The sequence below is a fragment of the Ruegeria sp. YTSC003 genome (genome assembly GCF_059609785.1).
This window is the reverse complement of the sequence record NZ_JBXWMK010000009.1, coordinates 15,190-38,071: the sequence shown is the minus strand read 5'-3', so window position 1 is coordinate 38,071 and position 22,882 is coordinate 15,190. Positions and strand designations below refer to the sequence as shown.

The 22,882-nt window shown below is 57.7% G+C and carries 24 protein-coding genes; 10 read left to right on the top strand and 14 right to left on the bottom strand.

Translation table 11 applies throughout. From position 1 onward, the window contains the following. The first annotated feature begins 366 nt into the window (after positions 1 to 366). Genes AC2FFH_RS16445 through dnaQ form a run of 4 tightly spaced genes read left to right on the top strand, consistent with a single transcriptional unit; the run spans position 367 to position 3,101 of the window. Entirely contained in the window at positions 367 to 966 is a 600-nt protein-coding gene (locus AC2FFH_RS16445) for a Maf family protein (RefSeq protein WP_496844833.1), read from the top strand. Then, complete coding sequence (locus tag AC2FFH_RS16440; RefSeq protein ID WP_496844832.1) at positions 963 to 1,796, top strand: shikimate dehydrogenase; 834 nt, start codon at positions 963 to 965, stop codon at positions 1,794 to 1,796. The genes AC2FFH_RS16445 and AC2FFH_RS16440 overlap by 4 nt, the downstream gene beginning before the upstream one ends. Continuing rightward, positions 1,793 to 2,386 (top strand): dephospho-CoA kinase, encoded by a 594-nt coding sequence (coaE, locus tag AC2FFH_RS16435; RefSeq protein WP_496844831.1) that lies wholly within the window; start codon positions 1,793 to 1,795, stop codon positions 2,384 to 2,386. The genes AC2FFH_RS16440 and coaE overlap by 4 nt, the downstream gene beginning before the upstream one ends. Next, the gene (dnaQ, locus tag AC2FFH_RS16430) at positions 2,379 to 3,101 is read left to right on the top strand and encodes a DNA polymerase III subunit epsilon (RefSeq protein WP_496844830.1); all 723 of its coding nucleotides are present in this window, start codon (positions 2,379 to 2,381) and stop codon (positions 3,099 to 3,101) included. Before coaE ends, dnaQ begins: the two co-directional genes overlap by 8 nt. 27 nt (positions 3,102 to 3,128) lie before the next feature. On the opposite strand, the gene secB is transcribed toward dnaQ, so the two are convergent. Both secB and AC2FFH_RS16420 read right to left on the bottom strand, forming a co-directional pair. Then, positions 3,129 to 3,626, bottom strand: coding sequence for a protein-export chaperone SecB (gene secB / locus AC2FFH_RS16425; RefSeq protein WP_058275145.1), 498 nt, complete (start codon positions 3,624 to 3,626; stop codon positions 3,129 to 3,131). A gap of 54 nt (positions 3,627 to 3,680) precedes the next feature. Next, on the bottom strand, positions 3,681 to 4,181 hold the full coding sequence (locus tag AC2FFH_RS16420) for an FxsA family protein (protein WP_496844829.1): 501 nt from the start codon (positions 4,179 to 4,181) through the stop codon (positions 3,681 to 3,683). 107 nt (positions 4,182 to 4,288) lie between these two features. On the opposite strand from AC2FFH_RS16420, the gene AC2FFH_RS16415 reads away from it, so the two are divergent. The 3 genes from AC2FFH_RS16415 to AC2FFH_RS16405 are packed head-to-tail and all read left to right on the top strand — an operon-like array spanning position 4,289 to position 6,566. Then, positions 4,289 to 4,948 (top strand): Tim44/TimA family putative adaptor protein, encoded by a 660-nt coding sequence (locus AC2FFH_RS16415; protein WP_496766034.1) that lies wholly within the window; start codon positions 4,289 to 4,291, stop codon positions 4,946 to 4,948. After that, positions 4,945 to 5,979: a murein transglycosylase A gene (gene mltA, locus AC2FFH_RS16410; protein WP_496766036.1), complete on the top strand. Its 1,035-nt coding sequence runs from the start codon at positions 4,945 to 4,947 to the stop codon at positions 5,977 to 5,979. The genes AC2FFH_RS16415 and mltA overlap by 4 nt, the downstream gene beginning before the upstream one ends. Further along, on the top strand, positions 5,979 to 6,566 hold the full coding sequence (locus tag AC2FFH_RS16405; protein ID WP_496766038.1) for a Smr/MutS family protein: 588 nt from the start codon (positions 5,979 to 5,981) through the stop codon (positions 6,564 to 6,566). Before mltA ends, AC2FFH_RS16405 begins: the two co-directional genes overlap by 1 nt. On the opposite strand, the gene AC2FFH_RS16400 is transcribed toward AC2FFH_RS16405, so the two are convergent. The 3 genes from AC2FFH_RS16400 to hslU all read right to left on the bottom strand — a co-directional run bounded on the left by AC2FFH_RS16400 (position 6,563) and on the right by hslU (position 10,286). Further along, the gene (locus AC2FFH_RS16400) at positions 6,563 to 7,783 is read right to left on the bottom strand and encodes an MFS transporter (protein ID WP_496766040.1); all 1,221 of its coding nucleotides are present in this window, start codon (positions 7,781 to 7,783) and stop codon (positions 6,563 to 6,565) included. The two genes, AC2FFH_RS16405 and AC2FFH_RS16400, sit on opposite strands and share 4 nt — an antisense overlap. Beyond that, the gene (locus AC2FFH_RS16395) at positions 7,780 to 8,880 is read right to left on the bottom strand and encodes an alpha/beta hydrolase (protein ID WP_496766042.1); all 1,101 of its coding nucleotides are present in this window, start codon (positions 8,878 to 8,880) and stop codon (positions 7,780 to 7,782) included. Before AC2FFH_RS16395 ends, AC2FFH_RS16400 begins: the two co-directional genes overlap by 4 nt. 98 nt (positions 8,881 to 8,978) lie before the next feature. After that, a complete protein-coding gene (gene hslU / locus AC2FFH_RS16390; protein ID WP_496726293.1) occupies positions 8,979 to 10,286 on the bottom strand; it encodes an ATP-dependent protease ATPase subunit HslU in 1,308 nt (435 codons plus the stop codon). 197 nt (positions 10,287 to 10,483) lie between these two features. On the opposite strand from hslU, the gene AC2FFH_RS16385 reads away from it, so the two are divergent. Beyond that, entirely contained in the window at positions 10,484 to 10,885 is a 402-nt protein-coding gene (locus AC2FFH_RS16385) for a DM13 domain-containing protein (protein ID WP_058279372.1), read from the top strand. A 116-nt stretch (positions 10,886 to 11,001) separates the two neighbouring features. Next, positions 11,002 to 12,243: an MFS transporter gene (locus tag AC2FFH_RS16380; RefSeq protein WP_496844826.1), complete on the top strand. Its 1,242-nt coding sequence runs from the start codon at positions 11,002 to 11,004 to the stop codon at positions 12,241 to 12,243. Here the strand turns inward: AC2FFH_RS16380 and hslV are convergent. Further along, positions 12,240 to 12,791 (bottom strand): ATP-dependent protease subunit HslV, encoded by a 552-nt coding sequence (hslV, locus tag AC2FFH_RS16375; protein WP_109313826.1) that lies wholly within the window; start codon positions 12,789 to 12,791, stop codon positions 12,240 to 12,242. The genes AC2FFH_RS16380 and hslV overlap by 4 nt on opposite strands. 197 nt (positions 12,792 to 12,988) lie before the next feature. Here hslV and AC2FFH_RS16370 point away from each other — a divergent pair, with 197 nt between their 5' ends. Continuing rightward, on the top strand, positions 12,989 to 13,183 hold the full coding sequence (locus tag AC2FFH_RS16370) for a DUF1127 domain-containing protein (protein ID WP_496844824.1): 195 nt from the start codon (positions 12,989 to 12,991) through the stop codon (positions 13,181 to 13,183). Between the two features lie 61 nt (positions 13,184 to 13,244). Here the strand turns inward: AC2FFH_RS16370 and AC2FFH_RS16365 are convergent, their stop codons facing one another. The 8 genes from AC2FFH_RS16365 to tsaE all read right to left on the bottom strand — a co-directional run bounded on the left by AC2FFH_RS16365 (position 13,245) and on the right by tsaE (position 22,859). Next, positions 13,245 to 13,607 carry a Lin0512 family protein gene (locus tag AC2FFH_RS16365; protein WP_496844823.1) on the bottom strand — a complete coding sequence of 121 codons (363 nt, stop codon included), beginning with the start codon at positions 13,605 to 13,607 and terminating at the stop codon, positions 13,245 to 13,247. After that, positions 13,604 to 13,954 carry a Lin0512 family protein gene (locus tag AC2FFH_RS16360; protein ID WP_496844822.1) on the bottom strand — a complete coding sequence of 117 codons (351 nt, stop codon included), beginning with the start codon at positions 13,952 to 13,954 and terminating at the stop codon, positions 13,604 to 13,606. The genes AC2FFH_RS16365 and AC2FFH_RS16360 overlap by 4 nt, the downstream gene beginning before the upstream one ends. A gap of 90 nt (positions 13,955 to 14,044) precedes the next feature. After that, entirely contained in the window at positions 14,045 to 14,365 is a 321-nt protein-coding gene (gene trxA / locus AC2FFH_RS16355; protein ID WP_496844821.1) for a thioredoxin, read from the bottom strand. Positions 14,366 to 14,425: 60 nt separating this feature from the next. Continuing rightward, entirely contained in the window at positions 14,426 to 17,785 is a 3,360-nt protein-coding gene (gene addA / locus AC2FFH_RS16350) for a double-strand break repair helicase AddA (protein WP_496844820.1), read from the bottom strand. Beyond that, positions 17,782 to 20,709: a double-strand break repair protein AddB gene (gene addB / locus AC2FFH_RS16345; RefSeq protein ID WP_496844818.1), complete on the bottom strand. Its 2,928-nt coding sequence runs from the start codon at positions 20,707 to 20,709 to the stop codon at positions 17,782 to 17,784. The genes addA and addB overlap by 4 nt, the downstream gene beginning before the upstream one ends. Then, complete coding sequence (locus AC2FFH_RS16340; RefSeq protein WP_496776953.1) at positions 20,702 to 21,388, bottom strand: nucleotidyltransferase family protein; 687 nt, start codon at positions 21,386 to 21,388, stop codon at positions 20,702 to 20,704. Before AC2FFH_RS16340 ends, addB begins: the two co-directional genes overlap by 8 nt. After that, positions 21,385 to 22,389 (bottom strand): aminoglycoside phosphotransferase family protein, encoded by a 1,005-nt coding sequence (locus AC2FFH_RS16335; protein WP_496776951.1) that lies wholly within the window; start codon positions 22,387 to 22,389, stop codon positions 21,385 to 21,387. The genes AC2FFH_RS16340 and AC2FFH_RS16335 overlap by 4 nt, the downstream gene beginning before the upstream one ends. Beyond that, on the bottom strand, positions 22,386 to 22,859 hold the full coding sequence (gene tsaE, locus AC2FFH_RS16330) for a tRNA (adenosine(37)-N6)-threonylcarbamoyltransferase complex ATPase subunit type 1 TsaE (protein WP_496726302.1): 474 nt from the start codon (positions 22,857 to 22,859) through the stop codon (positions 22,386 to 22,388). Before tsaE ends, AC2FFH_RS16335 begins: the two co-directional genes overlap by 4 nt. Positions 22,860 to 22,882 lie beyond the last annotated feature (23 nt).

Below are 22,882 nucleotides of genomic sequence, written 5' to 3'. Positions count from 1 at the left end.
AAAATAGGAAAAGAAAAAGGATGATGGTTTTGTAGGGTGAGTAAATTCCGTGGATTACTTTTTTACGCATGTGTTTTCCCCAGGTGGATAGAATTGTGCCGTAAATAGGTGATTCTGTTGAATTCAGTTTTTATTATTTAATTTCAGTATATTAGTCCGATACCACTCAAGCTTGTCTGGGGATAACTCGTTGGGTAAGACAGGAAATCCCAGTTTTCCCGTGCAGCAAAGTTATCCTTGTCCCAAAAGGACGGTCTTCGAACGACTCAGGGAAGTTTCAGGCGAAATTCCCGGGGTTGCGTGTCAACCGGAAAACCATACAAACCATCCTAGAACGCTCAACGATTTGCTAAGGGGGTTTTCCACATGTCTGTCCCCATCATCCTTGCCTCGGGGTCATCTATCCGCGCGCAGCTTTTGCGCAATGCGGGCGTGCCGTTCACAGTGGAAACCGCGCGCGTTGACGAAGATACAGCCAAACGCGCCTTGCTGGCCGAGGATGCGCCCCCACGAGATATCGCAGACACTTTGGCAGAAATGAAGGCCCGCAAGGTTAGTGACAAGAACCCGGGCGCGATGGTTTTGGGCTGTGATCAGGTGCTGGACTTCGATGGCCAGCTTTTGTCGAAACCAGAAACACCCGAGGACGCGCTGGCGCAGTTGAAGGCAATGCGGGGCAAGCGGCATATGCTGTTGTCTGCGGCCGTGATCTATCAGAATGGTGAACCCATCTGGCGCCATGTTGGTCAGGTGCGTCTGCGGATGCGCATGAGCTCGGACACCTATCTGCGCGACTATATTGACCGCAACTGGGACAGCATTCGCCATGCGGTCGGGGCTTATAAGCTTGAGGAGGAAGGTGTGCGCCTGTTCGCCACCATTGACGGCGACTATTTTAATGTTTTGGGTATGCCCCTGTTGGAGTTGCTGAATTTTCTGGCTGTGAAAGGGATGATTGATCAATGACGGATAACCAAATTCCATTGGCCGGCGTGATTGGGCATCCGATTGGACATTCAAAATCCCCTAAACTGCATGGACATTGGCTAAAGACCTATGGGCTGCCCGGGCACTATATCCCTATGGACGTCGCACCCGAGGATTTGGAGAGTGTTCTGCGGACCCTGCCCAAAGCCGGGTATGTCGGCGCAAATGTAACCGTCCCCCATAAAGAAGCCGCCTTGCAGATTGCGGATCACGTGTCGGATCGGGCGGCAAAGATTGGTGCGGCAAATACACTTGTCTTTCTGCCTGATGGCTCGATCCACGCAGACAACACCGATGGCTACGGATTTATGGAAAACCTGCTTGCAGGGGCGCCCGACTGGAACCCACAGGATGGGCCGGCCGTGGTCTTCGGCGCGGGCGGGGCTGCGCGCGCCGTTTTGCAGGCACTGGTGGATGCCGGAGTGCCCGAGATCATGCTGACCAACCGCACGCGTGCCCGGGCCGACCAATTGAAAGAAGAATTTGGGCCGCGCATTACAGTGGTTGATTGGGTCAAGGCCGGCAATGTGATCGAGAATGCGGAGCTGGTGGTGAACACAACATCTCTGGGTATGCAGGGACAGCCCGAATTGCGTGTGCCGTTGGATGGTTTGCAGCCGGGTGCTGTGGCTACCGACCTTGTCTACGCCCCTCTGAAAACCAAGCTTCTGCAAGCGGCCGAAGAGGCCGGGTGCACAACAGTTGACGGTCTGGGCATGTTGCTGCACCAGGCGGTTCCGGGCTTTGAGCGTTGGTTTGGAAAACGGCCCGAGGTAACGGATGAGTTGCGCACCACGGTGCTGGGATGAGCTTTGCACTTGGCCTGACAGGCTCGATCGGAATGGGCAAAAGCACCACGGCACAGATGTTCGTGGATGAAGGCTGTGCGCTTTGGGATGCGGATGCGGCTGTGCATCGGCTGTATTCAAGGGGCGGCGCTGCGGTAAAACCAATGCGTGATGCGTTTCCTGAGGCAATTGATGATGGCGCGGTCAGCCGGGATGCCTTGAAACAAACTATTTCCGCGGACCCGACGGTATTGAAAGTGATCGAAGGCATCGTTCACCCTTTGGTGGCCGCCGACCGGGTGGGTTTTCGGGATAGCGCCACGGCGGACATTCTGGTTTTCGACATCCCTTTGTTGTTTGAAACAGGCGGCAATGCGGCGATGGATGCGGTTGCTTGTGTTCAGGTCCCGGCGGACGAGCAAAAGCGACGTGTGATGGAGCGCGGAACGATGACCGAAGAGCAATTCGAACAAATCCGCGCCAAGCAGATGACCAATGATGAAAAATGCGCGCGGTCGGACTTTGTGATCGTGACGGACACGCTGGACCACGCCCGCGCACAGGTGCAGGATGTTGTCAGACAGATACGGGCGGGGATGGCTAATGCGTGAGATTGTACTCGATACCGAAACCACGGGGTTTGATCCCGAAAGCGGCGACCGGATCGTAGAAATCGGTGCAGTCGAACTGTGGAACCATATGGCCACAGGTGAGACTTATCACGTTTACATCAACCCCGAGCGTTCGATGCCCGAAGAGGCATTTGGCGTGCACGGTATCGGCCCCGACCTGCTGGACACTCCGCGCCCCCCGGAAAAGGGCGAGGTTACGCTGAAAGACAAGCCGGTTTTTGCCAAGGTTGGTCAGGGGTTCCTTGATTTCATTCAGGATTCCAAACTGGTGATCCACAACGCGTCCTTCGATATGAAATTCCTGAATGCGGAACTCAGGTGGATGGGGTTGCCGCAGCTGCCGATGGATCAGGCGCTGGACACGCTGGCGATTGCGCGCAAACGGTTTCCGGGTTCGCCTGCATCATTGGATGCGTTGTGTCGGCGGTTCAACATCGACAACACGAACCGTGTTTTGCACGGCGCGCTGCTCGACTCGGAAATTCTTGCTGAAGTGTATCTGGAACTGATTGGCGGGCGACAGCCGGACTTTGGCCTGTCCACCAGCGCGGCTTCTGCCGGTGGCGGAGGGGACGATTGGCGGCCCGCTGCGCGCCCGACGCCGCTGGCGTCGAAAATCACCGCGGAAGAACGCGCGGCTCATGAGACATTTGTGGAAGAACTGGGCGAAAAAGCCCTGTGGACCCGCGCCTGAGCGCCTGCCCGGCGCGGGTCGTACCGATTAGGCTTCGGTTTTTTCGGTTTCGGCCTGACGGCGCATCAGCTCGTTGCGGTACAGCGCAACAAAGTCGATATTGTCCAGGTTGACCGGCGGGAAACCACCGTCACGGGTGATGTCGCTGACAATGCGGCGCAGGAACGGGAACAGCATGCGCGGGCACTCGATCATCAGGAATGGGTGCAGTTGATCTTCGGCCACGCCTTCGATGTGGAACAGACCGCAATAATCCAGCTCGCACAGGAACAGAACGTCTTCCATGCCCTTGGCTTTGGAAGTCAGGTTCAGCTTGACCGCAACTTCGTACTGATGCTCGGTCGGGCGCTTTTTGGCGTCCAGGTTCACCTGAACAGCAATCTCGGGCTGAACGTCACCAGACACGCCTTTTTGTGCCATCACGTTTTCAAAAGACATATCGCGAATGAACTGTCCCAGAACGCGCATCTGGATCTGAGGGGCGGTCTGTGCCGCGGTGTTTTCTGCAGGGCTTTCGTCAGCCATGGATCTACTCCGAAAATGAAATTTGCCACTGCTTAGCAAGTTGGGCGCGGCACCTCAATGCTGGGGTGGACCTTCGACCCATTTGGATGGCTTTGAGGGGTTCTGACGCGGGCGAACCTCAGTAAAATCTCCGTCGATCACGTCATCCTGATCAAACTGGGTGGGACCAGTGCGGAACTGCGCGCCGGTGCCCATCTGGAAATGCGTGATGGTCGCCTTGGATTTCAGGTATTTGAATACGGCCACTCGAATACTCGGAACAAGCAGTGCAAAGCCAACGGCATCGGTGAAAAATCCCGGCGTCAGCAGCAAAACACCAGACAGCAAGATCATCGCGCCATGGGCCAAAGGCTCGGTCGGGTCATCCAGTTCGGAAAAGGATCGCTGCAAATTGACCAGTGCCATGCGACCTTGTGTCCTGACCATAAAGGTGCCGATAACGGCCGTCAGAACGACGATCGCCAGCGTAGGCCACAGGCCAATCAGGCCGCCGACCTGTATGAACAGGGCGATCTCGATGATCGGCACCAATAAAAATGCCAAGAACAAGTACATTTGCTTTATCCTTTCCCTTAGGCCGGGCTGTGGACTTGCCACGATCTGTCACCTACATAGTGGCATGAGGCCGCGTATACAAAGCCGCGGTCTGAAAAGAGGATGAAATGAACGAACCGATGATCCAGTTGCTGGTCCTGGCCGGAATTGCCGTTTTCCTGATCCTGCGCCTAAAAAGCGTGCTGGGTACACGTGAGGGTTTTGAGAAACCCCCTGTTCAACAGCAACCCGAGGCGGACAAGTCGCGTCGCGGCTTCGAGGTGATCGAAGGCGGCCCGGATCATGACATTACAGACCATGTCGCCGAAGACAGCGAACAGGCGCAAACACTGGCCGCGATGAAGCGGGTTGAGCCCAGCTTCTCGGTCACTGAATTTGTGCAGGGCGCACGCGGTGCCTATGAGATGATCGTCATGGGGTTCGAAAAGGGGAATCTGGATGAAATTCAGCCCTTCCTGTCCGAAGAGGTGTTCGACACTTTTGTTTCAGTTGTGGCAGCCCGTGAAGATCAGGGCCTGACCATCGAGGCCGAGTTTATCGGCGTCCGCGAAACCGCGCTGGCGGATGTGACCTTCGACAAAGACACAAACCAAGCCGAGATTACGATGCGGTTTGTGGGCGAGCTGACCTCGGTCGTACGCGACCGCGGTGGCGACATCATCGAAGGCAACCCGAACACCGTAAAACGCCAAAAGGACAGCTGGACCTTTGCCCGTGTGATGGGTGCTGATGATCCAAACTGGCTGCTTGTTGCCACGGACGCATGATTGGCGCGCTCCGGTCGCTATTACTGGTGGCAGTCATGACCACTGCCACCAGCGCTGAACCGACGCGATCAATTCTTTCCTTTGACGATCTGGATGGATGGGCTGCCGATGATCATGGGGCGGCCCTTTCGGTATTTCTGAACACCTGCGGCGATCTGGATAATCCGGACTGGCAAGCGCTATGCAACGTGGCCCGAACATACAAGGCAGACGCGGCGCGGTCGTTCTTTGAGTTATTCTTTCGCCCGGTTCTGGTCGAGGACGGCGACGACGCCCTTTTCACCGGTTATTTCGAACCGGAACTGGATGGGTCTAAAACCCGGACCAACCGGTTCAAGTATCCAATCTACAAAATGCCACCCGAAGCGCGTGCCGAAGGACCATGGCTCAGCCGTCGCGAAATCCTGACGGGCGACGCGATGCAGGGTCGCGGCCTTGAGATCGCTTGGGTGGATGACCCGGTCGAGTTGTTCTTTCTGCAAATTCAGGGTTCGGGACGTGTGCGCCTGCCAGATGGCAGTGCCCTGCGCGTGGGCTATGGCGGGGCAAACGGTCACCCTTATCGTTCCATTGGGGCTGAGCTGATCCGCCAGGGTGCGCTGGGCGCGCATGAAGTCAGTGCCCAGATGATCCGCTCATGGGTCCGCAAGAACCCTGAAGCCGGGGTTGAACTGCTGTTTCACAACCCTTCTTACGTGTTCTTCCGCGAAGTTTCGCGCGTTGCGCCCGAGCTTGGGCCGTTGGGTGCCATGAACAGATCAGTTACCACGATGCGCAGCATTGCGGCTGATCCGGCTTATACGCCGCTGGGCGCCCCTGTCTGGGTGGAAAAAGATGGCAAGACTCCGTTGCGGCGTTTGATGATTGCTCAAGACACGGGTGCTGCCATCAAAGGTGCGCAGCGTGCGGATATCTTCTTTGGCACAGGTGATGACGCCGGAAAGGCCGCCGGGCGCCTCAGGGATCCGGGACGGATGGTGCTGTTGCTGCCGATCCAACGGGCCTATGCCTTACTACCGGATGAATTCTGATGTCCCGGCGCAAACTGACGGCAGACGAGGTCGAGCTGTGGCGCAAGGTCGCCAAACAGGCTGAGCGGCTGCATCCCGAAATTCCACAATCGGTCCACCCGGTCACACTGCCCAAACCCAAGCCGAACAAACCCCCAAAACCCCGGTTTGAGGCATTCGAGGTCGGACAAAACGCGCCCGGTAAACCCGTGCGAAATGCGCTGAAGCCCTCGATCAGTGAAAGTTTGCGTACCAGCCCGGTGCAAATGGACACCAAGGCATTTGGCCGTTTGAAACGCGGCAAGATCAAGCCTGAAGGGAAACTGGACCTGCATGGCATGCGCATGGACACTGCGTATCCGGCGCTCACCCGGTTTATTCTGACGGCCCAGGCGTCAGGTAAGCGCCTTGTTCTGGTTGTCACCGGAAAAGGAAAGGACAGGGATGAACCCGGTCCTATCCCCACGCCGCGCGGTGTATTGCGCAACCAAGTGCCGCAATGGTTGGCCTTGCCGCCGCTTGCGCAGGCCGTTTTGCAAGTGACCCCAGCCCATATCAGCCACGGCGGCGAAGGGGCCTACTACGTCTATTTGCGCCGGACGCGTTAAAGCGAGCGCACAGCGCGCGTAATTCCGATATTAGCCGACAGGCATACAAGAATGAAAACACCTCCGATCCACAGGAACTGTGTGCTCAGCGGTATACCGGCGTCGATCAATATCCCGGTCAGGCCGGGGCCGATCGCTGATCCCAAAACCATAACTGCTGTGGCCATCGCCTTGATCGCCCCAATGTGCCTGGTGCCGTAGAATTCTGCCCAGAAGGCGCTTGGTAGTGTGTTGTTTGCTCCAACCGTCAGTCCCAGAAAGATCATTGCAATCAAGGCCCCGCCGATCGAGTTTGTCATTCCTGCGATCACAAAACCTATTGCGATCGGGATTTGGTAAAAAGGCATCAGCCTCGCGGTGCCCCATTTGTCCAGCGCCCAGCCGGCCGCAAACATCCCAATCAAGGATACGCCGGTGAAAACCGGAAACAGGGCGACCAGTTCGATATGCTGCCATCCCTTGACTTGGGCAAGATGCACCTGATGGAAGAAGAACGCAGTAATAAAGGCCGATGGGGCCAGAATAGTCGGGGCCATGAACCAGAACAGAGGGTGAAACAGCGCGTCTTTCCGGGTCCAATGGCGGCCCTGCATCCCTGTCGCTGAATAGGCATCCGCCAGACTCTGCGGCGTGCGCTCCTGACGCAAAAGTCGCGTCAGAACGGGTATCCCCATCAGGACAACCACTGCGGACAACACCCAAAGCCATCGCCAGTCCAGAAACGCCATCGCGGCCACGAAAGCTAGCGGCAGCAGCGCCTCTCCAATCGCGTAGCCGACCGATGCAATCGACAGGGCTTTGCCACGTGTAACGATGAACCATCGCGCCATGGCGACCTGTGCAAGATGGATGCTCATCCCCTGCCCGAACAGGCGCAATAAAAAGACCACCAGCGGTAACAGGACAAGCCAGCTGTTCACGGCCATGGCCACTGCTGCCACGGCCAGGCCGACCAGAACGGAGGGCCCCAATACACGGACGCGGAAAACATCTGTCAGCCCGCCGGCCCAGATCATAACGATGGCCGAAACGGTGGTGCCCAAAGAGTAAAGACCGCCCCACGCGCCGTGCCCAAGACCAAATTCGGCGCGGATGTTTCCAGCGAAGATCGAGATGAAGAAGGTCTGCCCAAAGCTGGACAGAAAGGTCAAAAGGACCCCCGCACCCAACCAGGTCGCGTTGTCCCGAAAATATTCACGCAAACTAAACTGCGTCACGGGGTAGTGACCTGAGCCTGCCCTGTTTCTGTCAGAACGATTTCCGTGGCGCCGTCTGGATTACGCTCGCTGGGCGGCACCAGTATATCGATGCCGGGCCTGTCTTCGCGTCCGAACGTGTTATTGACGCGCCGCAACGAACTAAGGATCGACAACAGAGCCGGGGAAGTCGCCGCCACAAAATGCGAGGATTCCGCATCGCTGCTAAACGCGGTTGTATCGATCACGTTAATCGGGAACTCCTCGAGGGACTCGAGTGAGGTGATGTTTCCCAGCCGCACACCCTCATCCGTGCCGCGCAGGCGGGCGGAAATGTTCAGGATTTTGTCCTTTTGCGAGACCATCACGATAAATGGGTCGGGAGGATTGTCGATCCGCCTCATCTGGGAGCGAAACAGATCCAGATCCAGATCGGGCGAGATCAGCACGACCCCTTCGAGGTTCCTTTTCGCCCAACCCGGTTCCTGCAGTTCCGTTTGGCGCATCATCTCCATCGTCAATGCGCCCCCCATGGAATGCGCGACTAGAATGACGCGTTTGACACCCATGGATTTCAGTTCACGGATTGTCTGCTCCAACCCGTCGCGGGCAAACAACATGCTGTCGAGATCATAGGCATATCCATACCCGGTCGCGCGGCTGGGCCAGGAATAGACCAGAGTAGATCCCGGAAGGCCAATGTCATGGGTCAGCTGAGCCGCGCGGAAAATCGTCTCGGTTTGGGTCGAGTTGTAGCCGTGTACAAAAATCGTAACATCGTCTTCGCCGCGCAAATGTTCGCGTAAGCCCTTTGGCCCGCCCAGTTCGGTAACATTTGTAAGAACAAATTCTTTTTTCGGGTTCGGATTCGCATAAGAGAATTTCAATGTTCCCGGCGTGTGTGATGGCGGGATCGACACTGTTGTTTCCAAAAACTTCAGCGCTTCCCCACGCTTGAATCCATAAGTTCCGTCTGCTTGACGAGCTCGCGTCGTGGCTGCGAATATCTTTTCAGGCGTTCCGACAGTTGCGGCCGATGGAACAATCTCGGTTACCGTCCGATCAACACAGGCGCTTAGCGTCAGGGATGTAATCAGAATTATTAAATAGCGCAGCACTGGTCAGCCCTCTGGGTGAGTTGCGACTACGCTATCTCATTCTGGCCCGGCGTCCAGCGGCACTACACTGCCGAAGCGGCAAAAACCGGCTGGCGATGTTACAAAACGTAACGGCTGAGGTCAGTGGATTTGGTCAATTCGCCCAGATTGTCGTCCACGAATTGCGCATCAACCGTGATCGAGATTCCGGCCTGATCGGGCGCGGTAAAGGACAGCTCTTCGAACACGCGCTCCATCACCGTGTACAAACGGCGCGCACCGATGTTTTCGACGCTTTGGTTCACATCGGCCGCGATACGCGCAAGGGCCGCGATTCCGTCATCGGTAAAGCTGACCGTGACCTCTTCGGTGCCCATCAGGGCGGTGTATTGACGGGTCAGCGCGTTGTCGGTTTCGGTCAGGATGCGCACAAAGTCTTCTTCGGTTAGCGCGCGCAATTCCACGCGGATCGGCAGGCGGCCCTGCAGTTCCGGCAACAGGTCCGACGGTTTGGCGATGTGGAACGCGCCCGACGCGATGAACAGGATATGGTCGGTTTTGACCGGACCGTGCTTGGTGGATACCGTCGTGCCTTCGATCAGAGGCAAGAGGTCACGCTGTACCCCTTCGCGGCTAACATCGCCACCCCGCGCGTCAGTGCGGGCGCAGACCTTGTCGATCTCATCCAGGAACACGATGCCGTTCTGTTCAACGGATTCCAGCGCGATGCGGTTAACGATCTCATCATCCAGCAGCTTGTCGGCCTCTTCTCCGATCAGTGCTTCATAGCTATCGGCGACGGTCATCTTGCGTTTCACGGTACGCCCGCCAAAGGCCTTGCCGAATATGTCGCCCAGATTCATCATACCCATCTGGCTGCCGGGCTGACCGGGAATATCGAACATTGGCATCGGGTTCGACGAGTCTGACAGCTCCAACTCGATCTCCGTATCATCCAACTCGCCCGCTTTCAGCTTTTTGCGGAACATCTCGCGTGTGCCTTCGCGTGCATCGGTGCCTGCAATGGCTTCGATCACGCGGTCTTCGGCGGCCTGATGCGCCTTGGCTTTGACATCCTCGCGCATGTATTCGCGGGTTTGCAGGATGGCGGCGTCGGCCAGATCGCGCACGATCTGTTCCACGTCACGACCGACATAGCCCACTTCGGTGAATTTGGTGGCTTCAACCTTGATGAAGGGCGCGCGGGCCAGTTTGGCCAGACGACGGCTAATCTCGGTCTTGCCGACGCCGGTGGGGCCGATCATCAGGATGTTCTTCGGATAGACCTCGTCCCGAATGTCGTCAGCCAACTGCTTGCGCCGCCAGCGGTTGCGCAGCGCAACGGCTACGGCCCGTTTGGCATCCTTCTGCCCGATGATGAAACGGTCCAGTTCCGAGACGATTTCGCGCGGGGTCAGGTCGGTCATGTGAGTTCTATCCAATTGTTTCGCACCGGAACCTAATCATAAGCCACAAAAACACAAGCTGATCACGAAAAACTCACGCCAACACACGGTCTGCACACGGAAAATCGTGGTGATGTGAATCGCCAGACAGAAAATAGCTGCGCATAGTCTGCGTCGACGGGCAAGTTCGCCTGCACTTTGAAATGGAGACCCACATCATGATGACTCGTCGTTCGCTCTTTTTGAATGCCGCTGCAACGGGCGCCGCTCTGACACTGGCCAGCGCCAATGTCGCTGCCGCCGGCGGTGCCAAGAAAAAGGGCACATTCGAGGGCCGCTCGAAACATATCACCACCGGTTCGGTCAAAGTGGTCAAGGACGGTGAGCGCTATATCGTTGAGCTGGGTGATGACTTTTCGCTGGATAACGGTCCGGACCCGCGCGTGGCCTTCGGCAAGGACGGCACCTATGACCCCAACTCGAAACTGGGGGCGTTGCTGAACCTGAAAGGCAAGCAGTCTTATGCGGTACCGCCGACCATGGATATCTCGGGCTATAACGAAGTTTACATCTGGTGTGACGTTGCCGGCGTTCCGCTGGGCGTTGCAGCGCTTTCGTAACCCAACGACGAATTGCGCCCGGAGGCCGGTAAATTACCGGCCTCTGACAAGGCGTTAGGTGCCATAGCACCTGTCTGTTACACTCACCTCAAGGAACCAGTTCCAAGGTGTGTATCATGACGAAGATTGCCAAGATTACGTTATTGTTCGTGGTATTTGTGGATCTGATCGGACAAGGGCTGGTCTTTCCCATCATCAACTCTTTGATCATGGAAACAAAATCCGGGTTCCTGCCGGAAAGCACATCTATGGGCCAGCGCCATTTCTACTATGGGTTGGTGATCGGGTGTTTCTTTCTGTCCTGGTTTTTGGGTGTGGTCTATGTCTCGAAAGTGTCGGACTCCATCGGGCGTAAGAATGCTTTGTTGGTGTGTTTAGGTGGGGCGCTGGCCGGTTATGCCATCACCATCACGGCACTTTACCTTAACAGTTTGCTTCTGCTGATCGTTGGTCGGTCGGTCACCGGCTTTACGGCGGGTAATCAGCCCATTGCACAAGCGGCGATGATTGACGGCAGCACCGATGCCGCCGACCGCGACCGAAACATGGGGTATATCATCACCGGCGTCAGCTTTGGTCTGGTCGGCGGCCCGATTATCGGGGCTGTTCTGTCCGACGCGGCGATACTGGGCAGCTATGCCACGCTCAAGATGCCGTTCTATGGCGCGTTTGTTCTGGTGATGATCGCCATCTTCCTGGTGAGCTTTTTCTTCAAGGACACCCGCACCGAGCGCGCGGCATTTGTCTTTCGCCCACGCGATATCACCGACAGTCTGATCGCGGTACGTGAACACCCGTTGGTTCTGAAAATCCTGCCCGTCTATGCGCTGTTCATGATTGCCAATGTCACGTTCTACGTCTTCGTCGATAATTTCCTGACCAGTGCATGGGGCTACGGCGTGATCGGTGGCAGCATGGCAATGGTGGTCATCGGTTTTGCCTTGGCGTTTTCCAGCACATTCCTCGTGAAACCAGCGCAAGAAAGATTCAGCAAACACTCCATCATCCACACCTCATTGGTGGTGATGGTGATCTGCGGCTTTGGCTTCGCCTTCAGCCCCAGCGGTGTTCTGAGCTACGTCCCGGTCTTCTTCTTCTATTTCTTCTTTGGCGTCGCCTACCCGACCCTGCTAGGTCTGTTTTCGTCCAGCGTTGGCGAAGCGGATCAGGGTTGGGTCATGGGCGTTACGACGGCGGTCTTCTGTCTTGCCGGCGGTGTCATGTCCCTGGTCGGCGGCGGATTGATGAGCATCGACATTCGCCTGCCTTATTACATCGTCATCGCAACCGCCCTACTTGGGCTGGTCGGCATGTACCGGCGCTGGAAGGGGAAAGAAATCTCGGCGCTGTTGGCCTAGATCGTCTCAACCGTCAGATTGCCATTGGTATAGACGCAGATGTCTGCGGCGATCGCCATGGCTTCGCGCGCGACCTCTTCGGCGGGCTTATCGCTGCCCATCATTGCCCGCGCAGCGGCCAGGGCAAAGTTCCCGCCTGACCCAATAGCGGCCACGTTGTGTTCCGGTTCAAGCACATCCCCCGCCCCGGTGATAACCAACAGGTCTTTGCCGTCGGTGACGATCAACATCGCCTCAAGCTTTTGCAGATACTTGTCAGTGCGCCAGTCCTTGGCCAGCTCGACCGAGGCACGGGCCAGTTGACCGGGTGTTGCTTCCAGTTTTGCCTCAAGCCGTTCCAGCAGGGTAAACGCATCTGCGGTTGATCCCGCAAACCCGGCGACAACTTCAAATCCGCCCGGCGATAGACGACGCACTTTGCGCGCAGTGCCTTTGATCACTGTCTGGCCCAGGCTGACCTGTCCGTCCCCGGCAATAACGACTTGCCCGCCTTTTTTGACACCAATGATCGTGGTCCCGTGCCATCCGGGAAAATCGCTGTCCGCCATGAAAGCCTCCGTGTTCTCAGTCGCTATATATGGGCCGGGCGCGGGATCGGCGCAACCCGTTGCACAACTGCCCAAAAGATATGCACAAAACGCAAACCGGGGTTACCAGACCAGCAATTGTGAGTCCCCGCCCGTGGGACTACATGAGGCTCACAACCGACAACGGGTCGGCTGTTTCAGATATAAGGACTGGGAACATGGCAACAACTGCAAACATCCATGCCCCACTCGGAGCAGCTACCATCCTGCACGTAGTGGATGCATTCATCAATGTCTTCGACTCCGCTGTTGAGCGGTACGAAAACCGCAAGACGCGCAAGATTCTGTCGGGTCTGACCAACGCACAGCTGGAAGACATCGGCCTGGCGCGCGCGGACATCGCAAAAATCTGATCCCGCAATCAGAACCAGAATTTGAAGCAGCCGCCCGGGTATCCGAGCGGCTTTTTCTTTGTCAGCTTTGCACGTATTTACCAGCCTGATCCGGCAAAAACGCCTCGATCGCGGCTGTGGCGATGACATGGTGCGTGCCCGCGGCGTCATCCACAACATCCAACCCACCCTTGACGGCCCGCACTTCGGCGCGGCCCCTTGGCAGATCGGCGGCGACCCTGTCGCAGTCGACCTGATCAGGGTTTTGTACAGCAATCGTTACCTGCACCCGCATTTCCTTGTGTTCGATGCCAAGTTTGGAAAACAAAGTGATCGATGAATGATGCAGTGCGTCCTGGACGGCGCGGCAGGCGGCTTTGGTGTAGTCCTGACCATAAAGATCGTTGTCGGTACCCATTTCCAGAATGATGCGTTTTTCGGTCATTGGGCGGGCTCCATGTCGAATGAGACGATGACCGCCGCGTTGGCGATCACGGTGCGGCCATCAGTATGGGGCTTATCGATATCCAGACCACCCTGCGTTACCGTGATGTTGGGCTGGCCATAGGGAAAGATCGCCTTCAGCGCCTCGGTGTCGACCTTGTCGGGCTGTTGCACACCCACTTCGGCGTCAATGATCATCGCCTCTTTCGGAAAGTCGAACAGCTCGGCCATGTTCACCGAGTTATGCCACAGCGCATCCTTGATCGCCCGCAGCGCAGCCTCGGTATAATCCTCGCGCCGCAGGGATGTGCCCATCCCGAATTCCACCAGTACCCGTGTTTTTGCCATTTGCTTTCCCTGTTTGATGGCCCAATTGAGCCAGTCACAAAAAAGGGCGCCCAAATTCGGACGCCCTTGATCAAAACCGATCACATCGGATCAGATTGATTCGTCGATCCAGTTTTGCAGTGCGGCCTTGGGTGCTGCACCGGCGCGGTTCGACACAACCTGACCGTCCTTGAAGATGAACAGCGCCGGAATGCCGCGCACGCCCATGGCAGCTGCCGAATTCGGGTTGCTGTCCACGTCCACCTTGGCAATTTTCACCTTGCCGCCGTATTCGTTGGCCAGCTCTTCCAGAGCGGGGCCGATCTGTTTACAGGGGCCGCACCATTCGGCCCAGAAATCCACCACAACGGGGACATCGGAGTTTTTGACTTCGGCGTCAAAGGTATCGTCGGTAACGGCAACGGTCGACATATTCTGTCTCCTGAATGGGGTAAACTCGGGAACTGAACGTAGGGGCCCGTTAATCCAAGGTCAAGATATCTGGGTGCGCGACAATGCATGCGTCACAAGATCGTGTGGCAGCCACATAAGATCTGCTGTTCTGGTCCATAGGATCGCAGTTCGGATTTCGTGGTTCGGATAGACCTGTGACAAGGCGTTGGCATACGCCCCCATTTGCCGCAAAAGCCCCTCAGGACATGTCTCAGCACTGTTGGGAACCGTTGCATTTGTTTTGAAATCAATGACCTGAACCTCGGTATCGGTGACGATCAGTCGGTCGATCACCCCATGCATGCGACGTCCGTTCAGGTCGGCTGTCACGGGCACCTCAGCCAAGGCGTCGGCGGCAAAGACAGGCCGAAGATGCGCCGCAGTCAAAACGTCGCATGCCTCGTCCAGCAACTCTTGCCGTTCCGCGTCCTGCATATCGGGCAGAACCCGTGCGCAAAGCTGCGGCCAGTCTTCCCGCGCAATCGAAGGCAAGTGTTCCAGCAGTAGGTGCAACCGCGTGCCGCGTAACTTTGCCACCTCTTCGTCCTGACCTGCATCGCCGGGCAAAGCCTTGGCGCCGCCCAAATCGGAAGGGCTGAGCGTTTCCGCTTCAGGCTCTGGTTGTGTGGCGGGAGACAGGAACGGGGCTGGCAGGTCCGTCACGGCAGTTGAGGTCTCTGCGGATTCAATAATCGACGATGCGTTCCAATCACCATGTGACAATCGCAGCGTTTCTGAACTGGGCAGCGCCACCGCCCCTGCCCGTTCCATCGCGGTTTGAACCATCTGATACCAGCTGGTCCCATCCTTACCGACATCGCCGGCAGCCGCCACGATTAACCACTTTTCAGCTCGTGTTAGAGCCACATAAAGCAAGCGAAGCCGCTCATTTTCTTCCCGCGCTCGGGCTTCGTCGCGCGCGCACGCAATCAATGCCGGAGAAGCATCTGCCGGAACTTTCCAAAGCGGTGTGCCTTCGGCCACCATGATCTCGGCATCGCGCGGAGCTTGCCGTTTGCCCGTATCCGGCAGGATCACAATCGGAGCCTCCAACCCCTTGGAACCATGCACCGTCATCACCCTGATCATGTTTCCGACGCCGCTCATCTGCCGTTTGATTTCCAGATCATCGGTCTGCATCCACACCAGAAACCCAGTCAGGCTTGGGATATCCGTGCGCTCGTACGCCAATGCCTGCGACAACAGCGCGTTGATCCCGTCTTCCGCCTCGGCTCCCAGCCTGCCCAGCAGTTTACGACGGCCATCATGGCGGGTCAGGATGCGTTCTATCAGGTCGTAGGGGCGCAGAAAGTCGATCTGCCCGCGCAAGTCGTGCAGAACGGCCAGTGTTTCAGGGTACTCTTCGGCGCGTTGACGCAGAGCCGCCCAAAGGAACTGTTCTTTGCGCCGATGTGCCAAGTCGAACAATTGTTGTTCGCCCCACCCGAACAGCGGCGATTTCAGAACTGTGGCAAGCGACAGGCTATCCTCGGGCGTGGCCAGAAAGCTCAGCAGCGCAGCTAGGTCTTTGACCGCCAATTCCGCACCGACCTTAAGCCGGTCTGCCCCGGCTATCGGCAGATAAGCGGCTTTGCAGGCGCGGATGATCTCGGCAAACAGGTCCGAGCGGCGCTGAACGAGGATCAGGAAATCCCCCGGTTGAACCTTCCGCCGTACAAATGTGCCGGGCGTTTCGCCATCCTCAGGGATCGTCTCACCCTGTTCGATCATTGCCTTGATCGACTGCGCCACCTTCTCGGCCAGAATGACGGTGTGATGCCGCGCGCTGGGCCGATCTACCGGATCGGTCCAGTCGGTATCGTCATCGTCTTCGATCTTTTCGACCACGGGCCACAGATCAACTCGGCCCGGCAGATCCGCCTTGAACGCGCGGTGCTGGCTTTCCTTGTGAAACCCGGCCTCAGCGCGGTTTTCAAACAGGATGTCGACCAAGGACAAGATCGCGCTGGAGGATCGGAATGAGTATTCTAACGTGGAATCCCACAATTTAGAGCCTGATTCAGAGAGCTTCCGCCCAAACTCAGCCTGCATCAGATCGAATGCCTGCGGATCGGCGCCTTGGAAGGAATAGATCGACTGCTTTTTGTCACCGACCACGAAAATCGTGCGTTCAACCCCGGACCGGGCCCCTTCCCCGCTGGTAAATTCCTGCGCTAGTTTTTCGACCACATCCCACTGATCGGGACTGGTATCCTGCGCTTCGTCCACCAGAATGTGGTCGATGCCGCCATCCAGTCGGTACAACACCCATTCGGCAACTGCGGGATCATTCAGCACCCGCCGCGCGCGTAGGATCAAGTCGTCAAAGTCCAACCACCCGCGCAGTTGCTTGCGCCGCTCATATTCCGGCAAAAACGCCGCAGCGAAGCGGTGCAGCACCATTGTCTTGCGCGCGGCAACCAGGGCCAGCCGTTGCTCACGCGCTGCCTCGACCCGCAGCATCAACGCTTCGAGTTGGGGCATCTGGTCCACCAGCACGTCTTCTCGCAGAGTTTTGGTGGGGAAACTGTTGATTTTGGCCGTAAAGGGTTCTTTGGCGGATTTTCCGGTCAGAAATACACTTTCCAGTATTGGCAAGCTGCTGACCCGAGCCTCGGAAAATGCTGCCAGCTTGTCGGCCGCCTTGGCGTTGTTGCCGCCGCTTTCGGAAAGCGCCGGCAGGATCGACCGGATCAATTCCACTTCGCCACCCAGAAACACACGTGCTATCAAAGCGTCTTCATTGAATCCGTCGGACAGTTCAAACCGCTGCAGCACATCGGCCCATTCCAGCGGCTGCGCAAACAGGTTGCGTTTCTGGGTGATGGCCGCGGTGAGTTTGTCGAACCCTGTATCGGTGACAAACCGGGCGACGTCTTCGATCAGATTCGCCTGCGGACCTGCGGCAAAATCCTCGACAACCTCTTCACGCAATAGGGCCGCCGCACGGTCCTCCATCTCGGAAAATTGCGGGCTGACCCCGGCCTCAAGAGGGAAGCGCCGCAGCAACGAGGCGCAAAACGAGTGGATCGTCTGGATCTTCAAGCCACCAGGCGTTTCAATAGCGCGCGCAAACAAGGTTCTGGCCTGTGCCAGCCGTTCCGAGTCGATCTCGCCGGGTACGCCCAGATCGGTCAGTTGGGACATCAGACCGGCATCATCCTTCATTGCCCATTGTCCGAGGCGATCAAACAACCGGTTTTGCATCTCACTGGCGGCGGCCTTGGTGTAGGTCAGGCAAAGGATATGCTGTGGCTGGACGCCGCCCAACAGCAATCGGGCCACCCGATCAGTCAGCACCCGCGTTTTTCCTGAGCCTGCATTGGCCGCCAACCAGGTCGAGGCGTCGGGCCGCGCGGCCTGTACCTGCCGCTCGGTTGCGTCGTTGCGAGCGCTCATGTCAGGTCCTCGGGCGTAGTGTCATCAGTGCGGTCCCATTCCCCGAACCGGGCCAGTTGATCGTAGTCACCCACATCCGAATCCTTGTGCAACATCCGACGGGAAGAAAACCCCTGATCAGGCTCTAAATAGGCAGAAACCAACTCTTTGAGCTCGGCCAGTACCTTGTCTGGCGGCTCTTTCGCCAGCGGTGCGGGTACTTCTTTGTAGGTGCCGCCCATGCCGATGAAAATCGCCTCGGCCACGGGAGAAGGGTCGAAACCGTCGATACCGCCCTCTTCGGCCATCGCGGCTTCGATCAGTAACTGTTTGTCGAACTTGGATTGCTGGCTTTCCGTCGGGGGCGTTCCTGTCTTGTAATCGACAATCCGCAACGCGCCGCGTTTGTTGCGATCTATCCTGTCAGCACGGCCCGCGATGGTGAAATCCAGGGGCGACAGTACAAGTTTCACCGCCGCTTCGAAGGCGACCGGCCCCCCGTCCCCTCGCCGCGCGATTTCGGCGGCCAGAAAATCATCCGCGATGCGTTCCAACCGCGCCAGCCACAGCTTACGCGCCGTGGGCCACGCAACATGTTGATCTAATAACGTTTCCGCGCGTTTCAAAAAGTTTTCGCGGGTCAACAAGGCGGTGTCCAGAACACTGTCTTTGACGAAATGTTCCAGAATTTCGTGGATCACGATCCCGCGCAACAAGGCATCCGGCGCCTGCACCAAAGGGTCCAGCGGCTTCAGGCGCAGCACATGTTTGGCGTAAATCGCATAAGGATCGCGGATCAGCCGTTTGATTTCCGTCACGCTCAGCCGATTTGGGCGCGATGCCACTGGTGGCCGCGGAGACGGGCGCGTTGCCGGTTCGATATGCGGCGCGATTTCAAGCTGTTCCGCCCATTGCAACCATTGCCGGCCTTTGTTGCGCATTTCTGACAGTGCCTCAGGCCCGCCCTGCCCCGGCAAGCCATGCAGCAGGTTCGTAAGGCGGTTTAGCCAGCGTGACGGAACGGTTTCTGCGTCATCGGACCGCTTGGCACGGGTCAGCCAGACCTCGGGCGCGCCGATGGCTTGTTGAAAGTCATGTGCCGACAGGCCGATCCGCCGTTCGGGCAGCAAAAGTCCGGCCTTGTCGCGCATCTGGCGGTTCAGCCAGGGGTCTGGCGCAGCGGCCTCGGGCCAACTGCCTTCATTTAAGCCGCCCAAGATAAGCAAATCTGCGCCTTGCACGCGCGCCTCGAGCGTGCCCCAGATCATGATGTGTGGATGCGGGGCGTCGCGATCCCGGACTTCCTCGCCCGCGAGCAAAGCACCCAACAGGTCGGCGAAATCATGGGCGGTCATCGGGCCGCCGTGTTGCACCTCTTTTTCCAGTGCGCTCAGGACGCCTTGCGCCTTTTGGCCTGCGTTCTTGTCCCAGAGCGTGCCTGTTTCCCCTGACGCGCCCGCCGAAATCGTCTCGGCCAAGATGCGCAGCTTGGCAACCCAATCCGTCAATGGGAGTTGGCCCGCGATCTGTTGATCGCAGAAATGGGAGTTTAGCCAACGTACCCAATCCTCGGGAACTTCTTTGCGGATTGCAAAAGCGGTCAGGCTGGCGCTGTCCGGGAAAGGCGGGCCATGTCGGCGCAAATCTAGTTCAAGGTCCCGCGTGTGCAGCAAATGCGCGCCGCGCTCGTCACCATCATGACACAGCGGGTGTTTCAGAAGGGTCAACAATGCCTCGCCATCCAGACGCCGTGCGAAAAGCCCCGCCACGTGACGCAGAAACCGGCCGGGCGGCGATAGTTGCAGCGGTAGACCAGCGCTGTCATCGGGAAGGATGTTCCAGCGATCTAAAGCAGCGCTGACTTGGCGGGTCAGCATCCTGTCAGGTGTGATCAGCGCGGCAGTTTGGCCGGTTTCGGCTGACTGGCGAAGGCGCAGTGCGATGGCCAGGGCCTCGGATCTGGGCGATTGCGCCTCGACCAGTGTCACGTCCTTTGTGGCGCCATCCAGATCGGTCAGTTGCGGGCCTTCGGACATCCATGCATCAGTGATTGGCGCCGGGCGTAAAGCCAGCGAAACCAAGCGGTTGCGAGCAGGCGAGGGTGGTTGATCACCCGTCCAAGGCATGATTTGATCTGGCTCCAAACCAAGCCGTGACATCAGCTTGCGGAACCGGTACTGCGGGTGATCTTCCGATGTCAGCGCATCGTCCAGTCCTCGCCAAACGCGGTCGGGCTGGTCGAAATCGTAACCCGGCAGGATCAACGCGCCTTGCGGCAGGCGCGCGACCGCCTCCATCAGCATCAGAGTGGTTCCGCGAGACCCGGTTGACCCGGCAAGGATAACCGGATGCTGCGGCGGAGCGACTTGCCAACGTTCTATCAGGTTTTCCACCACAAGCCGCTGCCGGGCCTGAACATCCAGCGCATCTGGGCCTGAATCTATGATTTGATCGGCAATTCCGATGAACTTTTGCGCCCTTTCCCAATGCCCGGACATGTCACTGACATCCAAATTCCGGATCGCGTCGGGCGAAACACCTTCGCCCTGCATCTCATCAATCAACGCGGCTAGGCTGTCGGACAAGTCAAAAAGTGAAGACCGTGCGGCCAGATCAGGCTGTTGTTCCAACAGCTTAGCGATCAACTGCGTCAACTCTAACCTGCGCCGCAGCGGTGGAATCGCCGGAGGTATCTGCGCAAGATCGACGCTTTCCCCCAGATCGGTAACCAGTGAAAGATGCGGCAATAGGCACGCCGGGCCTTGGTCAAACAGGTCGCGGACGCGCCGGGCCATACGCCTTGTATTGACGACCAGTTGAACGCGCGCCAGCATCTCGGGCGGATGCGCTGCACTACGATCTTGCAGCCCCTGAACCAGCATTTTTGGGAAGTCCGAACCGGGCGAAACGGCAAAAACGCGCGGAGCTGGGCTGGGTTCAAACATCGGCAATCAACCCCTCGGCTAGTGCAATCCCTTCGGGGTGGCCGACATCGCACCAGCGACCGGGATAGGTGAGGGCAAACAGACGATCCTGCCGCTGCAACTGGTCCCATAGCACGTTAAGTGAGAACGCTTTCTCAGGGATATCCATCAACCCTTCGGATTTCATGATCTGCGCACCGCCATAGATCAAACTGCCGCCGCGCACGATCCGTCCGTTCTCATCTGCTGTGAAATCGCCTTTGCCGGTGTGCCCGACAGTCTGATCCACCGGTACACACATCAACAGCGCGTCCATGTGATCGGGATTCCACGCCTCGCGGAGCATCGTCAAAGGGTTCGGTCCTGACCAGATCGCGTCTGGGTTCAGGGTGTAAACCGGGTGCGATCCAAGCAGGGGCAAAGCGGCGCGTATTCCGCCGCCAGTCTCAAGAATTTCCGGCGTTTCATGGGAAAGCAGAACACCTTTTGGGACGAGATGAGCTTCAAGCTGATCTGGCAGATAATGTAGGTTGGCCACGATACGCTTGGGTTGCAGGGCATTCACCAAATCCAACGCGTGATCAATCAGAGGCCGGCCAGCGACCTTGATCAGTGGTTTGGGCCGATTTTCGGTCAACGCGCCCATACGGGTGCCAAACCCGGCTGCAAACAGCATGACGGCTTCGGGGTCTTGGGTCATTTCTGTCGAAGCCTGTCCAGATTTTCAGGGGTGGGCGCGGGCAGGGTGTCGCGCAGCAGATCGGCGATGGTTACCAGCGCGGGATGTTCCAGATCTCGCATCAGATGGGCCCAAGTCGCCGGAATCAGATCGACATAGCTGGGCTTGCCATATTCGGTTGCCAGCCGGGCAAATACGCCAAGTATGCGCAGGTTTCGCTGTGCACCCAAAACGGCGTAGGCAGTGCGGAAGTCATGATCATTTACTCCGGTCGCGGCGATATAGCGATTCAGCATTTGCATCTCGGTTCCAAGTGACACATCGCGACGCACGTCCTGCAACAACGATACCAGGTCATAAGCCGGATGGCCCAGCATGGCGGTTTGAAAGTCCAACAGACCGGCGCGCTGAACCCCGTCGCGATCCGGCAACCAGATCAGGTTTTCGGCGTGGTAATCGCGCAGCACAACAACTTTGGATCCCGAAGTTTCCCGGTGCAGAATGTCCGAGAACCGGTTTTCGAAACGGTTACGCGCATCGGTGTCGTGCATGCCCTGCACGGCCTGCGCGTATTTGGTAAAGGACAACGCGGCCAGCTCGGTCATCAAACTCGGATCATAGGATGGCAAAGACAGGCTTGGCGCGTTGTGCAGGTCGATCAGAACATCCGTTGCAACCTTATAAAGCGCACGCTCCATGCTGGGGGTCTGCACGAGCACGCGCGCGAAGAGGTCGTCGCCAAGGTCTTCGAGCAGCAGGAATCCGTAATGCGTGTCTTCGGCATAGATCTCAGGCGCGCTCAGGCCAAGGGACCGCAGGTATTCGGCCATGCGGGCAAAGTCTTTGACATTTTCCGCTTTGCCCGGAGGTGAATCCATCAACACGGCCGTCTTGCCGGTTTCCGGATCGGTCAGCCGCTCGTACCGCCGGTTCGAGGCATCCCCAGCAAGCGGCGCGTGCTTTGCATTTGACCATTTGGTCTGCGCGATCAACGCTTCGGCCAATACTGCGCGGTTTGTCATGCAGGAATCCTTAGTTTCACGGGCCATTTCGGGGCTGACCAGGAAAGAGTCAGATGGCGTGCTTCTGTCATGTTAGGGTCTGTTTCGAAGGATATCTTCACCGCAGACTCCGGTGTCAGCGGGCCCAATTTATCCGGCCATTCAATCAGGCAGATTGCGCTTTCAAAAGCCTCGGTCAGGCCCAGTTCCTCAACCTCTTCAACCGCGCTCAGGCGGTACAGGTCACAGTGCCAGATTTCCCCGGCCGGCGTGTCATAAGCTTGAACCAACGTGAAAGTCGGCGAAGGCACATCTTCGGGCTCGATCATCAGCGATTGGATCAGGCTGCGGGCAAAATGGGTCTTACCGCTGCCGATCTCGCCCTCAAGCAACAAGATGTCCCCGGGTCTCAGTTCTGCGCCGACACGGGCCGCGAATTCCGCTGTATCCTCGGGCGAATTCAAAGTGATCGTGCAGGGCGAATTGGTCATGGCGCCACAATGGCCTTGCGCCC

Coding starts and splice junctions, on each gene's coding strand:
- trxA (WP_496844821.1), bottom strand. CDS start 14,365: ATGTCGACCGTTGCCGTTACCGACGATACCTTTGACGCCGAAGTCAAA.
- addA (WP_496844820.1), bottom strand. CDS start 17,785: ATGAGCGCTCGCAACGACGCAACCGAGCGGCAGGTACAGGCCGCGCGG.
- AC2FFH_RS16420 (WP_496844829.1), bottom strand. CDS start 4,181: ATGTACTTGTTCTTGGCATTTTTATTGGTGCCGATCATCGAGATCGCC.
- AC2FFH_RS16445 (WP_496844833.1), top strand. CDS start 367: ATGTCTGTCCCCATCATCCTTGCCTCGGGGTCATCTATCCGCGCGCAG.
- AC2FFH_RS16405 (WP_496766038.1), top strand. CDS start 5,979: ATGTCCCGGCGCAAACTGACGGCAGACGAGGTCGAGCTGTGGCGCAAG.
- AC2FFH_RS16370 (WP_496844824.1), top strand. CDS start 12,989: ATGGCAACAACTGCAAACATCCATGCCCCACTCGGAGCAGCTACCATC.
- AC2FFH_RS16385 (WP_058279372.1), top strand. CDS start 10,484: ATGATGACTCGTCGTTCGCTCTTTTTGAATGCCGCTGCAACGGGCGCC.
- hslV (WP_109313826.1), bottom strand. CDS start 12,791: ATGGCGGACAGCGATTTTCCCGGATGGCACGGGACCACGATCATTGGT.
- mltA (WP_496766036.1), top strand. CDS start 4,945: ATGATTGGCGCGCTCCGGTCGCTATTACTGGTGGCAGTCATGACCACT.
- secB (WP_058275145.1), bottom strand. CDS start 3,626: ATGGCTGACGAAAGCCCTGCAGAAAACACCGCGGCACAGACCGCCCCT.
- hslU (WP_496726293.1), bottom strand. CDS start 10,286: ATGACCGACCTGACCCCGCGCGAAATCGTCTCGGAACTGGACCGTTTC.
- dnaQ (WP_496844830.1), top strand. CDS start 2,379: ATGCGTGAGATTGTACTCGATACCGAAACCACGGGGTTTGATCCCGAA.
- addB (WP_496844818.1), bottom strand. CDS start 20,709: ATGTTTGAACCCAGCCCAGCTCCGCGCGTTTTTGCCGTTTCGCCCGGT.
- AC2FFH_RS16380 (WP_496844826.1), top strand. CDS start 11,002: ATGACGAAGATTGCCAAGATTACGTTATTGTTCGTGGTATTTGTGGAT.
- AC2FFH_RS16335 (WP_496776951.1), bottom strand. CDS start 22,389: ATGACAAACCGCGCAGTATTGGCCGAAGCGTTGATCGCGCAGACCAAA.
- AC2FFH_RS16360 (WP_496844822.1), bottom strand. CDS start 13,954: ATGGCAAAAACACGGGTACTGGTGGAATTCGGGATGGGCACATCCCTG.
- AC2FFH_RS16440 (WP_496844832.1), top strand. CDS start 963: ATGACGGATAACCAAATTCCATTGGCCGGCGTGATTGGGCATCCGATT.
- coaE (WP_496844831.1), top strand. CDS start 1,793: ATGAGCTTTGCACTTGGCCTGACAGGCTCGATCGGAATGGGCAAAAGC.
- tsaE (WP_496726302.1), bottom strand. CDS start 22,859: ATGACCAATTCGCCCTGCACGATCACTTTGAATTCGCCCGAGGATACA.
- AC2FFH_RS16365 (WP_496844823.1), bottom strand. CDS start 13,607: ATGACCGAAAAACGCATCATTCTGGAAATGGGTACCGACAACGATCTT.
- AC2FFH_RS16340 (WP_496776953.1), bottom strand. CDS start 21,388: ATGACCCAAGACCCCGAAGCCGTCATGCTGTTTGCAGCCGGGTTTGGC.
- AC2FFH_RS16415 (WP_496766034.1), top strand. CDS start 4,289: ATGAACGAACCGATGATCCAGTTGCTGGTCCTGGCCGGAATTGCCGTT.